This is a genomic window from Buchnera aphidicola (Chaitoregma tattakana) (assembly GCF_039370165.1).
GTDB lineage: Bacteria > Pseudomonadota > Gammaproteobacteria > Enterobacterales > Enterobacteriaceae > Buchnera_G > Buchnera_G aphidicola_F.
Window position 1 is genome coordinate 383152 of sequence record NZ_CP134991.1, and the last position, 12788, is coordinate 395939.

Sequence of the window (12788 nt, forward strand, 5' to 3'; positions counted from 1 at the left end):
TATATTATAATATAATTATATAAAATAAATATAACATATTATATTGGTGAGATGCCTGAGAGGATTAAAGGGCGCGCCTGGAAAGCGTGTATACATATTAATATGTATCAAGGGTTCGAATCCCTTTCTCACCTAAATTTATAGAATTTTATTTTTTCAAAAAAAAATTAAATATTATTTAAATTAAAAAATTAATAATACGAATGAGTACCTTGTATATGATCGGTAATATCTTTAATACCATTTATATTAGGAAATTTTTTTAATATTTTTTTTTCTATAAAACTTCTTAAAGTAAAATTAGACATAGCACATCCATTACATCTTCCAAAAAATTGTAAAAATACATAACCATCTTTATTAATTTTTACAAATTTTATACTTCCTCCATGAACTTCTAAATTAGGATTAATTTTTTCATTTAACCATGATTGTATTCTATCTTTCAAATTAAATTTTTTATAGTTTTTGTGAGAATGTATTTTTGGTACATTTAAAACTAGTTGAGAAGAACAACTATTAATTTGCAAGTCTATACTTGCATTTTTTACATAAATATAATCACTTTTATCAACAAAAACAGAAAACTCATCAAAATTGAAAGTTAAATCGTTTTTAGTAATATTTTTAATATTACAATATATAATTCCAAATCTAACTGTATTAGTTTTTAAACTTTTAGCAAAAACTCTAATTTGTGTATTTTTTTTTTTAATAATAATTTTTTTATATATATTTTAGCATTCTTGGATATAGTAATCATATGTAAGAAATTAAAAAAATTTTTTTATATTATATCTATGTAAAACTAAAATTTCAATAAGTTTATTATATAAAAAAATGTTTAAAATTTTAAAAATAATTTTAAAAAAACATAAAATTGCAATAATTAAAATATCTTAATTTATAGAAAAATTTTATTTACATAAAAAAATTATTATTTAGAAAATTTTCTCTATAAAAATTTTAAAACAAATATTTATATAAAGTATTTAACATAATTATTGTTTACTATATAAATAGTAATAAAAAATAATTATAAAAAATATATATTAATAATACTTTTTAATTATTTACATTTTTTATAAACTGTAAATATATCCATTAATAAAAATTTTTTTTCTTAAACTTATAAAGAGTTTATTAAAAAATTATAAAAAAAATTTAAAAACATATTTTTAAACAAAATATTTAAAATAATTATATTTATGAAGATCAAAAAATATCTAATATAAAAATATTAATATTTTACATATATAGATAATATACAATATTTTATTTTTGAAGAAATATATTATAAACAATTTTAATATATATAAACATACTTACAAATGTAATAAAATTAGTATTTTTCTTTAAAAAACATAAAATTTTCTTAAAAATTAGAAAATTGATTATAAGAATTCTAATTTTTAAGTAGATATAATACAATTTTCAAAAAGGAATTTCATCATCAAATTCTGATTCATTTCTTTCATTTAACAAAATATCTTTTTTAGAATAACTGTCTTTACCATCTTTTTTAATAATATTTAAATTATCTTTATTTTGTTTAGTAAGGTTTGGTGAAGAAATTTCTTCTTTTCTTATATTATTAGATACATTAGAATTTCTATTACCAAGCATATGCATAGTACCACCTATATTAACTACTATTTCAGTTGTGTATCTATCTATATTATTTTGATCTTGCCATTTTCTAGTCTGTAAAGATCCTTCTATATAGACTTGAGCTCCTTTTTTTAAATATTCTCTAGCAATTTCAGCGAGTTTATTAAACAAAACAATTCTATGCCATTCTGTTTTCTCTCTTATTTCTCCAGTGTTTTTGTCTTTCCAAGTTTCAGAAGTTGCTATATTCATATTAGCAACAGCTACTCCATTAGTCATATATCTTACTTCTGGATCTTGCCCCAAATTTCCTATTAATATTACTTTATTAACTCCCCTACTAGCCATAATAATCCTCTATAAAATTTATAAACAAGATTTATATTTATTTTAATGTTAACATAAAATTTAAATTTTAAGAAAAAAAATAAAAGTTATTATGATATTATATAATAAAACCACTATAAAAGTATTATAAAAACATATAAAAATAAAATAAAATATAATACTATGAAATCAATAATTAAAAATAAAAACGATATATATAGATTTTGTGTAGCTCCAATGTTTGGATATACTGATAAATATTGTAGAAAAATATATAGAATAATAAGTAAAAAATCATCATTATTTACAGAAATGATAACCGCACAAAATCTATTTAACAAAAATCATACAAAATTTATTAAGAACAGAAATAAAGACGATCCTATAATTATACAAATTGCTGGATCAGACAAAAAAATAATTTCTAAATATGCTGAAATAGCATATAAAAAGAAATATAATTATATAAATTTAAATATAGGATGCCCATCTATTAGAGCCCAAAAAGGAAATTTTGGTGCTATATTAATGAAACAACCTAATATAATAATAGATATTATAAATAAAATATCAGAAAATACTCCACTTGAAATAAGCATAAAAACAAGAATAGGAATAAACAAATATGATAACTATGAATTTTTAAAAGAGTTTATACACAAAATATCAACTTTGAGCACGTGTAAAGTTTTTATACTTCACGCAAGAAAAGCAATATTAAAAAATTGTAGTACAAGAAAAAATTTAAAAATACCAAAAATAAAACACAATATTGTATATAAAATAAAAAAAGAATTTCCAAAACTTAAAATAATATTAAATGGCGAAATTAAATCTATAGAAGAATCCTTAAAACATTTAAAAAAGGTAGATGGAGTAATGTTAGGAAGAAGTATATATAATAATCCAATGCTTTTAAGACAAGTTGACAATAAAATATATAACACAAACAAAAAAGTAAAATTTAAAAATATTCTAAAAAAAATTTTTAGATATATAGATAAAGAAAAATTAAAACAAAATTCTACTTATAAATTAACTAGACATATACTACACATTTTTAAAAACACTAAAGGCTCATCCATGTGGAAAAAATTAATTTTATCACGCAACTATATTCAGACACATAGTATAAAAAAAATATTTAACAAAATTAAAAAATATAATTCAAATATATTAAATAAAAGTTAACTTTTTTAAAAAATATACAAAAACATAATAACATATTAAAAATATATAGTTAAAAAATATAAAATAAAAAAATAATTTTACTAAATATTATTATTGTAAACAAAAAAAAATAATCAACATAAGAAATGGAAAAAAATAAAAAGTTATTTACAAAATATTATAAAAAAAAAAATAATAGTATAAACATACTTCCTCATTCTATAGAAGCAGAACAATCTATATTAGGTGGTTTAATGTTGAATAACAAAAAATGGGAAGTTGTGTCAGAAATTATATTAGAAGAAGATTTTTACAGCACACAACATAAAATAATATTTGAAGAAATGAAAAATTTATTAAATTTAAATCATCCTATAGATTTAATAACTTTATCAGAATCTTTAGAACAAAAAAATAAGCTAGAATCAGTTGGAAGATTTTCTTATTTAGCAGAATTATCTAAAAATACTCCTAGTACAGCTAATATAAAAGCATATGCTAAAATTGTTAAAGAAAGATCAACAATAAGAAAAATAATATTTGCAGCTAACAAAATTTTACAGGCTGGATATAATACAAACGGAAGAAGTAGTGAAGACATATTAGACTATGCTGAATCTATAGTGTTTAAAATTTCTGAAAATAGATTTAAAAAGAAAACAGGACCTAAAAACATAGTACAAATATTAGATTCAACAATGTCTAATATAGAAAAGCTTATAAAATCTCCAATAGGAGATTTAACTGGAATAAATACAGGATATCAAGACTTAAATAAAAAAACTTCAGGATTACAAAAATCAGAACTCATAATAATAGCAGCTAGACCATCTATGGGTAAAACTACTTTTGCAATGAACATTTGTGAAAACGTCGCAATGATATATGAAAAACCAGTTTTGATATTTAGTTTAGAAATGCCTGTAGAACAAATTATGACTAGAATTTTATCATCGTTATCTAGAGTAAATCAAACTAAAATAAAAACCGGACAACTTCATGATGAAGACTGGTCAAGAATATCTAGTACTATAAATATTTTATTAAAAAAAAAAAATATATATATAGATGATTCGTCCTCTTTAACAACTACAGAAATAAGATCTAGATCTAGAAAAATATATAGAGAAAACAATGGAATTAGTTTAATAATGATAGATTATTTACAACTTATGAAAATACCATCTATAAAAGAAAATAGAACATTAGAAATAGCAGAAATATCTAGAACATTAAAATCTTTAGCAAAAGAGTTAGAAGTTCCTATAATAGCTTTATCACAATTAAACAGATCACTAGAACAACGAGCAGATAAAAGACCGTTAAACTCAGATTTAAGAGAGTCTGGATCTTTAGAACAAGATGCAGATTTAATAATGTTTATCTATAGAGATGAAGTATATCATGAAAATAGTGATTTTAAAGGAATAGCAGAAATAATAATAGGAAAACAAAGAAATGGTCCTATAGGTACAATAAGATTAACTTTTAATGGACATTGGTCTAGATTCGACAATTATTCTGGAGTAAAATATAAATGAAATTTTATTTATAAGAATAAACAATAAAAAAATTTATAATCTTGTTATTGTAAATTTTACAAAAAAAATGTTATTAAATAATCTAATTAAAAAAATATAAGAATTAATAAAAAATATGAAAATAAAATTAGGCGTTGTAATGGATCCTATACAAAGCATTAACATAAAAAAAGACACTACTTTTTCTATTTTGTTAGAAGCACAATATAGAAACTATTCTATATACTATATGGAACTTAAAGATTTATATATATACTTAAACAAGGCATATGCTGATGCTAAAATCATAGAATTAACAAAAAATAAAAAAAAATGGTATAAAATATATAAGAAAGAAACTATATTACTATATGATTTACACATAATATTAATGAGAAAAGATCCTCCTGTTAATATGGAGTTTATTTATTCTACATATATATTAGAAAAAGCAGAAAAAAGTGGAGTTATCATAGTTAACAAGCCTAGCAGCTTGAGAAATTTTAATGAAAAGATATTTAGTACAAAGTTTCCACAGTTTACACCTAATACATTAATTACAAGAAAAAAAAAAAAGATAAAAAAATTTATAAAAAAAAATAAAGAAATCATAGTAAAGCCATTAAACGGAATGGGGGGAAATTCAATATTTAGAATAAAAAGGAGAGATAAAAATTTCTCTGTAATAATAGAAACAATTACAAAAAATGAACTAAAATATTGTGTTGCACAAAAGTATATAAAAGAAATATTAAAAGGAGATAAAAGAATAATAATAATAAACGGAATACCAATAAAATGGTGCATATCTAGAATTCCTAAATTATATGAAAATAGAGGAAACTTAGCTGCTGGAGGGAAAGCTAAACCAGAAATAGTAAGTACACAAAACATGAGTATTGCAAAAATAGTAGGAAATTTTTTAGCTAAAAATGGAATAATATTAGCCGGAATAGATATAATAGGAAAATATTTAATAGAAATTAATATTACTAGTCCAACTTGTATTCGTGAAATAGAAAATTTTTATAAAATTTCTATTTCTTCAATATTATTAAACGTTTTAGAAAAAAAAATATTAAAAAAAATATAATAACATTCTAAATATAAAACTTGAATGAGTATAAAAAATGAAAATAGTATTACAAAACCATTTTTTAATAGCAATGCCAGGTATAGAAGATCCATTTTTTAAAAAATCCGTTGTATATATATGCAAACATGATTCTAATGGAACTATGGGCATAATAATAAATAAACCAATAGAGAATTTAAAAATAAAAGATATATTAATAAAATTAAAAATAAAAGATATAAAAAAAGAAAGTGCAGAAATAAATAAACCAGTAATTTTAGGAGGACCTCAATCAGGAGACAGAGGTTTTATATTACATTCTTCTAAAAAAAAATTTTCTTCTAGCATAGAAGTATCAAAAAATACTTTAATAACAACATCAAAAGATATTCTTGAATCTATAGAAACTTTAGAAAATCCTAATAATATGCTATTAGCTTTAGGTTATTGCTCATGGAAAAAAGATCAATTAGAAAATGAAATATTACAAAATACTTGGATTACAGCACCCGCAAATAGCTACATATTATTTAAAGCACCAATGAAAAACAAATGGTATGAAGCAGCAAAAATCTTAGGAATAGATATAAAAAAAACAATAATAAATTTTGGAAATGCATAAAAAATGAACTACATATCTTTTGACTACGGAACTAAATATATAGGAGTTGCTATAGGACAAAATATTACAAATACAGGCAACATATTACAATCTATAAGATTAAAAAACAAAATAGTAAATTGGAATAAAATAAAAAAAATAATAAAATATTGGAACCCAACATCTATAATAGTAGGATTACCACTAAACATGGATGGAACAGAACAAGAATTTACTATAGAAACAAAAAATTTTGCATATAAAATAAGCAAAAAATTTAAAATAAAAGTGTACATGCATGATGAAAGGTTAAGTACTATAGAAGCTAAACACATATTATTTACAAAAGGTATAAAAAATTTAACAAAAAACAAAATAAATTCTACATCAGCTTTAATAATACTAGAAAGTTGGTTGTTAAAAAACAAAGAAAAATAAAATTAAAATGTAAAAAATATGAAAAAAAAAATCAATTTAAGTTTATATATACATATACCATGGTGTTTAAGAAAATGCCCTTACTGTAATTTTAATGTTAAAGTTTTTAATAAAAAGCACAAAAATAATTCTATAAAATATATGCAAAGTATACAAATAGATTTAAAAAATGATATTAAGTTAATAAACAAAAGAAAAATATGCAGTATATTTATTGGTGGAGGAACACCCACGCTATTATCTAACAAAGAAATAGAAAAAATGTTAAAAAACATTAAAAAAAAAATAAAATTTAAAAAAGACATAGAAATAACAATAGAAATAGATCCAAGCACTATAAAAACACAAAATATAGAATTTTATAAAAAAATAGGAATAAATAGAATATCATTAGGTATACAAAGTTTTAGTAATTATCAATTAATGTTTTTAAAAAGAATGTATAAATATAAAAAAGCAATAAAAATTATAAACTATTGCAATAAAATTAAAGAAATTAAAACTAACATAGACATTATTCATAGCTTACCAAAACAATCATTATACTATGCTTTAACAGACATAAAAATTGCTACTAAATCTAATCCAGATCACATTTCCTGGTACAAACTAAATATAGAAAAAAATACTTCGTTTTATAAAAACAAAATAAAAAATCCTAATAAAAAAATATCACTTAAAATATTAAAATATGGAAACATGATTTTAAAAAAAAAAGGATATAAACAATATGAAATATCATCTTATCATAAAAGATCTAGCAAATCTGTACATAATCTAAACTATTGGAATTTTGGTGACTATTTAGGCATAGGATGTGGAGCACATGGAAAAATTACACAAAAAAATGGAACAATAATAAGAACTATAAAAGAAAAAAATATAGAAAAATATATTTCTAAAAAATATATATATAAAATAAATGCAATAAAAAAAAAAGATAAAATTATAGAATTTTTTATAAATAAATTAAGATTGTACCAACCTATTTTAATAAAAGACTTTTTAAAATTGACTACAATAAACCCATCGGAAATATATAAAAATATAAAATCAGCAGAAAAAGAGGGATATATACAAATAACAAAAAAAAAATGGATACCGACTAAAAAAGGAAAAAACTTTTTAGAAGATCTCTTGTTAATATTTACATAAGTCAATTTTTTATATATATCATATTATATATAAACTTTTTTTTATTTTTTGCTTTTATTTCATATTTAGTATTACAATTAAAAAAAGTTTTTTTACATCTTTTTGTAGTCATCTCTATAAAAAAGAATTTTTTAAAACACTTAATAATACTTATATTCTTAACAATATTTTTATAATACGATCTACAATCAGTTATTATATGTAATATGCCATTCTTCTGTAATTTCATCTTTATTAAAGACAAAAACATTAAATTTATCAATCTTCTCTTATTATGTTTTCTCTTCTTCCATGGGTCAGGAAAAAATATTTGTATTTTAAATATAGAATTGTCTAATAACATATATTTAAAAACATAAAATGCGTCATAACAAATTATTTTAAAATTTTTTATATTGTTTATATAACATCTATTCAAACAATATAAAATTCCTTTTAAAAAAACTTCAATTCCTAAAAAATTTACTCTATAATTTTGAATAGCATCGTACAATATTTTCTTACCATCTCCAAATCCTATATCTATTATAATAGGGTTTTTATTTAAAAAAAAATGTTTAATTTTACGTAAATATATAAAATTTATACAAAACTTTTTCCAATATCTATTTATAATATTATATTGAAACTCACTGATTTTTTTTCTTCTAATTACAAAACTTTTAACATCTCTATGAAAAGAATTTTTTAAAACAAGGTCTATGCAATTATACAAACTATTTTTATTTATAATATTCATGCGAAATCTTTCAACTCAAAAACAATTTTAAAATAAAAAATAAAAATTTTAATATCAATATTAATATAATATAATAAATATTATATAAAAAAAGACATAAACAAAAAAAATATAAAAAAAAGTATGAAAAAAACTATAATGTGTGAATTTTTTAAAAAAAGACTAAAGAAACAAAAATGTCAACAATATCCAGGTAAAATAGGTAAAAAAATATATGAAAAAATATCAGAAAAAGCATGGAAATTATGGACAAAAAAACAAACTAAAATAATCAATGAATACAGATTAAACATGACATGTAAAAATGATATACGAAAAATAGAAAAACATATGATTAAATTCTTATTTAAAAAGAACTAATAATTATTTATTTTATATAATATATACTTTATATATATAAAAACTTTTTTTATTAAAATCACTTTGTCTTTATCAAACCAAAATTTATATAAGTTATACTTTAAATCTTCTACATATTTTACTAAAAATTTTTTGCTAAAAATTTTTATACAATGTCTTTTCCATTTTTTTTTCTCTAACATATTTAATGAACATATAAAATTTCTAGCTTTTAACCTAAAAAACAACTCATTCATTCTATTGTCACAAAATAAAATCTTTAATTTAGAAATCTTTTTTATATCTATACTATGAATAATGTTCATTAATTTTTTATCTTTATAGTTTGTAAACTTTTCATATATTTTTAAATCTACATCTATGCTATTTTTTACAATATTTTTTTTAAATAACATACAGGTTTTAATAAATGAAAATATTTTAAATTTAGATTTTATATATTTTATTTTTGCTTTTTTATTTAAAACATCAATTTTCATTCTACATAAATCCTCCTTTCTTGCTACAGAAAATGGAGCTAAAACTGGCAATCTATTTAAATATACAAATAAAACTCCTAAACGTATTAAAGTTTTAATTTCTAAACTTGTTCTATAACTTTTACAAATATAATGAAAAAGAATTTTTAAATCTTTAGACAAATCTAACATAATAGCTATATTAGAATTATTAGGGTAAAAAAACAAAAAAAACACAGTAGATAAATTAAATTTTGTAACTCCAAATATATTAGAAGAATATAACATGGGTTTTCCAAAATTTCTTTTAATAACATTAATAACATTTTTTTTTAATCTAATTTTAAAAATATAATTGAAAAGTTTTTTATTTTTATTTTTTAAAAATTTTGCTACATAAAGTGTAGCATATACATCATCAATTGCATCATGAGCTTTTTTATGTAAAATATTATTACTCTTAGTAAACTTACTTAATTTAAAACTTACAATATTATATTTTTTAATTACAGGCCAAATTATGTTTTCAGGTCTAAAAGAATAATATGCTCTTAGCATTACTAATATATCTAATCTAGAATTATTATTTTTCCAATGCCAACTATATGGATCAAAAAAATTTCTATAAAATATATTTCTAGTAAATTCATCATCAAACTTAAAATTATTATATCCAGTGATACAGATATTTTTTTTAACAAATATATTATGTATGTTTTTAGTAAAAAAATATTCATTTAAACAATCTTTTTTCAATAAATCTAATGGAGATATTTTAGTAACAAAAATTGATTCTATGTTAGGTAAATAGTCTATAGGAGGCTTACAAAAAAAACAAATGTTTGAACTTATTATATTTAAATTATAATCTGTAATAACACAAGAAAATTGAATAGGTTTATCTAAGGCAGGAATTAAACCAAAAGTTTCATAGTCATAAAATACAAACTTTACCTTTCTTAATTGCATAAAAATAAAATAATAAAAATAAAAATTGTTAAATATAAAATTTATCTCCTCCGACTGGGATCGAACCAGTGACATACGGATTAACAGTCCGCCGTTCTACCAACTGAACTACAGAGGAAAAATATAATTTATATTATAAATATAATACAAAGTATTGTCAAAACATTTAAAAAAAAAAATATATATGTAGAAAAAAAAATATATATATAATATAATTTATAGATAATAAATAAAATGGCCCTTTAGCTCAGAGGTTAGAGCACACGACTCATAATCGTTAGGTCGCTGGTTCAAATCCAGCAAGGGCCAATTTTCTTAAAAACAGTTTTATAAAAAATAAAAAATTATTTTATAATATAAAATTATGAATATTAATAGGTCATTTAATAGATCTATAGAAGAAATGAGACCTGTGATTTTTAAAAAAAATTATACTTCTCATGCAGATGGATCTATTTTAATAAAAATTGGCAATACTAAAGTATTATGCAATGCATCTATACAAGAAAAAGTACCATTTTTTATAAAAGGGCAAAAAATTGGTTGGATTACCGCTGAATATGGAATGATTCCTACTTCAACTCATAAAAGAAATGTAAGAGAAGCTACACAAGGAAAACAAAAAGGACGAACAATAGAAATACAAAGATTAATTTCTAGATCTTTAAGATCTGCGATAGATTTAAAAAAGTTAGGAGAAAGAACTATTCTTTTAGATTGTGATGTTTTAGAAGCAGATGGTGGAACTAGATCAGCATCTATAACTGGAGCATATATAGCTATGGCTCAAGCATGTAAAAAGTTAATGGAAAAAAAAATATTGAAAACAAATCCTATAAGAACTATAATAGCATCTATTTCTGTAGGTATAGTAAATGATGAATACATGTGTGATTTAGATTATAAAGAAGATTCAAAAGCTTACTCTGATATTAATATAGTAATGAATTCAGAAGAAAAAATTGTAGAAATACAAGGAACAGCAGAAGTTAAAACTTTTACAGAAAAAGATTTATATAATCTAATATCAATAGCAAAAAAAAACATTAAAAACCTTATAAAAATACAAAAAAAAATCATAAAAAATATATAAAAAAAATTTTATAAAATAAAAAATTATGTTTACATGCTCTTATATCTATTATAATTATTTATATTAAATTTTCTATATTAAAATAGATATAAGGTTTTATTAATTTCAGAAAGTATGTTATTTAGATAAAATTTCTACATAAATATTTGATTCAATATTTTTATATAATTTTAAATTAACATTATAAATTCCTAACTTTCTAATAAAATTATTTTTTATATATATACTTTTTTTATTCACTTTCACCCCGATCTTTCTTAAATTATATGTAATAATTTTAGCATTTACAGAGCCAAACAATTTACCTTCTTTCCCAGATTTTACAAAAATTTTTAATTTATCTATTTTATCTAATTTTTTTTTAACATTTTTTAAAGTTTCTATCCTGCTTTCTAGCTTTTTTTCCATTAAAACTTTTTTCTCATAAAACTTTTTAATATTTTCTGCATTAGCTAAAACCGCTTTTTTTTTAGGAAACAAAAAATTTCTAGCATATCCTGGCTTTACATTTACAACCTTTCCTTTATCTCCTAACTGCATTACTTTTTCAGAAAGTATAATTTTCATAAAATTAGTTATCTTAATTAAAAAAACATAAAATAATTTTTATTTATGTTTATCGGTATAAGGAAGTAAAGCTAAGTATCTTGCTTTTTTAATAGCTTTAGACAATTTTCTTTGATATTTTGATTTAGTTCCTGTTATTCTACTAGGAACTATTTTACCACTTTCAGTAACGTAATTTCTTAACAAATTTATATCTTTATAATCTATTTCTGTAATTCCCTCTGAAGTAAATCTACAAAATTTCCTTCTTCTGAAATAACGAACCATATTTTATTCCTATTAAATAATATAAAAAATAAGACATTAAAAAAAAATTTAAGTAAAAAAGTATAAAGACCATCTAACCATTTTGCAACTTATTTTCAGACTCTTTAAGTAAAAACACAGGAGACTTAGAACTTATAGCTTTTTTCGTGGATATTATAAGATTTCTCAATATATTTTCATCAAACCTAATTTTATTTTCTAAAATATTTATAGTTTTTTTCAACACCTCTATATTTATTAAAACATAATGACCTTTGTGAATTTTTTTTATAGGATAAGACAGATGTTTCCTTCCCCAATTTTCTATCCTATGTATAATTCCACCATTTTTTCTTATTAGATTTACATATTTATCTATAATTTTAGATACTAAATTACTATTTCCAGGATGGAATATTAAAACTATTTCATAATGATTCATATAAAATAAATACCATA

Annotated in this window: 15 protein-coding genes and 3 tRNA genes; 10 read left to right on the forward strand and 8 right to left on the reverse strand. The window is 20.4% G+C overall.

What is annotated here, in order from left to right; genetic code table 11:
• The first annotated feature begins 45 nt into the window (after nucleotides 1-45).
• Nucleotides 46-134: transfer RNA gene (locus RJI84_RS01860), tRNA-Ser, on the forward strand.
• 57 nt (nucleotides 135-191) lie between these two features.
• On the opposite strand, the gene RJI84_RS01865 is transcribed toward RJI84_RS01860, so the two are convergent.
• Together RJI84_RS01865 and ssb are read right to left on the reverse strand one after the other, a co-directional pair.
• Nucleotides 192-530, reverse strand: a complete 339-nt coding sequence (locus tag RJI84_RS01865; protein WP_343189055.1) for a NifU family protein — start codon at nucleotides 528-530, stop codon at nucleotides 192-194.
• 904 nt (nucleotides 531-1434) lie between these two features.
• Complete coding sequence (ssb, locus tag RJI84_RS01870; RefSeq protein WP_343189056.1) at nucleotides 1435-1959, reverse strand: single-stranded DNA-binding protein; 525 nt, start codon at nucleotides 1957-1959, stop codon at nucleotides 1435-1437.
• A gap of 162 nt (nucleotides 1960-2121) precedes the next feature.
• Here ssb and dusA point away from each other — a divergent pair, with 162 nt between their 5' ends.
• The 6 genes from dusA (at nucleotide 2122) to hemW (ending at nucleotide 7897) form a co-directional block, all read left to right on the forward strand.
• On the forward strand, nucleotides 2122-3129 hold the full coding sequence (dusA, locus tag RJI84_RS01875) for a tRNA dihydrouridine(20/20a) synthase DusA (protein ID WP_343189057.1): 1008 nt from the start codon (nucleotides 2122-2124) through the stop codon (nucleotides 3127-3129).
• Nucleotides 3130-3254: 125 nt separating this feature from the next.
• On the forward strand, nucleotides 3255-4649 hold the full coding sequence (gene dnaB, locus RJI84_RS01880) for a replicative DNA helicase (RefSeq protein ID WP_343189058.1): 1395 nt from the start codon (nucleotides 3255-3257) through the stop codon (nucleotides 4647-4649).
• A gap of 115 nt (nucleotides 4650-4764) precedes the next feature.
• Entirely contained in the window at nucleotides 4765-5721 is a 957-nt protein-coding gene (gshB, locus tag RJI84_RS01885) for a glutathione synthase (RefSeq protein WP_343189059.1), read from the forward strand.
• Between the two features lie 37 nt (nucleotides 5722-5758).
• Nucleotides 5759-6325 carry a YqgE/AlgH family protein gene (locus tag RJI84_RS01890; RefSeq protein WP_428994302.1) on the forward strand — a complete coding sequence of 189 codons (567 nt, stop codon included), beginning with the start codon at nucleotides 5759-5761 and terminating at the stop codon, nucleotides 6323-6325.
• A gap of 3 nt (nucleotides 6326-6328) precedes the next feature.
• A complete protein-coding gene (gene ruvX / locus RJI84_RS01895; RefSeq protein WP_343189060.1) occupies nucleotides 6329-6742 on the forward strand; it encodes a Holliday junction resolvase RuvX in 414 nt (137 codons plus the stop codon).
• 18 nt (nucleotides 6743-6760) lie between these two features.
• Nucleotides 6761-7897 (forward strand): radical SAM family heme chaperone HemW, encoded by a 1137-nt coding sequence (hemW, locus tag RJI84_RS01900; protein WP_343189061.1) that lies wholly within the window; start codon nucleotides 6761-6763, stop codon nucleotides 7895-7897.
• Nucleotide 7898: 1 nt separating this feature from the next.
• Here hemW and trmB read toward each other — a convergent pair whose 3' ends face one another.
• Complete coding sequence (trmB, locus tag RJI84_RS01905; protein ID WP_343189062.1) at nucleotides 7899-8636, reverse strand: tRNA (guanosine(46)-N7)-methyltransferase TrmB; 738 nt, start codon at nucleotides 8634-8636, stop codon at nucleotides 7899-7901.
• Nucleotides 8637-8759: 123 nt separating this feature from the next.
• Between trmB and RJI84_RS01910 the strand changes: the two genes are divergently transcribed.
• Entirely contained in the window at nucleotides 8760-8996 is a 237-nt protein-coding gene (locus tag RJI84_RS01910) for an oxidative damage protection protein (protein WP_343189063.1), read from the forward strand.
• On the opposite strand, the gene sbcB is transcribed toward RJI84_RS01910, so the two are convergent.
• Both sbcB and RJI84_RS01920 read right to left on the reverse strand, forming a co-directional pair.
• Nucleotides 8993-10423: an exodeoxyribonuclease I gene (sbcB, locus tag RJI84_RS01915; protein WP_343189064.1), complete on the reverse strand. Its 1431-nt coding sequence runs from the start codon at nucleotides 10421-10423 to the stop codon at nucleotides 8993-8995. The two genes, RJI84_RS01910 and sbcB, sit on opposite strands and share 4 nt — an antisense overlap.
• Nucleotides 10424-10468: 45 nt before the next feature.
• Nucleotides 10469-10541: transfer RNA gene (locus RJI84_RS01920), tRNA-Asn, on the reverse strand.
• Between the two features lie 118 nt (nucleotides 10542-10659).
• On the opposite strand from RJI84_RS01920, the gene RJI84_RS01925 reads away from it, so the two are divergent.
• Both RJI84_RS01925 and rph read left to right on the forward strand, forming a co-directional pair.
• Nucleotides 10660-10732, forward strand: a tRNA-Ile gene (locus tag RJI84_RS01925).
• A 55-nt stretch (nucleotides 10733-10787) separates the two neighbouring features.
• Nucleotides 10788-11516, forward strand: coding sequence for a ribonuclease PH (gene rph, locus RJI84_RS01930; protein WP_343189065.1), 729 nt, complete (start codon nucleotides 10788-10790; stop codon nucleotides 11514-11516).
• A gap of 117 nt (nucleotides 11517-11633) precedes the next feature.
• Here the strand turns inward: rph and rplI are convergent, their stop codons facing one another.
• The 3 genes from rplI to rpsF all read right to left on the reverse strand — a co-directional run bounded on the left by rplI (nucleotide 11634) and on the right by rpsF (nucleotide 12771).
• Nucleotides 11634-12083: a 50S ribosomal protein L9 gene (rplI, locus tag RJI84_RS01935; RefSeq protein WP_343189066.1), complete on the reverse strand. Its 450-nt coding sequence runs from the start codon at nucleotides 12081-12083 to the stop codon at nucleotides 11634-11636.
• 39 nt (nucleotides 12084-12122) lie between these two features.
• Nucleotides 12123-12350: a 30S ribosomal protein S18 gene (gene rpsR, locus RJI84_RS01940; RefSeq protein ID WP_343189067.1), complete on the reverse strand. Its 228-nt coding sequence runs from the start codon at nucleotides 12348-12350 to the stop codon at nucleotides 12123-12125.
• Nucleotides 12351-12423: 73 nt separating this feature from the next.
• Nucleotides 12424-12771: a 30S ribosomal protein S6 gene (gene rpsF / locus RJI84_RS01945; RefSeq protein WP_343189068.1), complete on the reverse strand. Its 348-nt coding sequence runs from the start codon at nucleotides 12769-12771 to the stop codon at nucleotides 12424-12426.
• Nucleotides 12772-12788 lie beyond the last annotated feature (17 nt).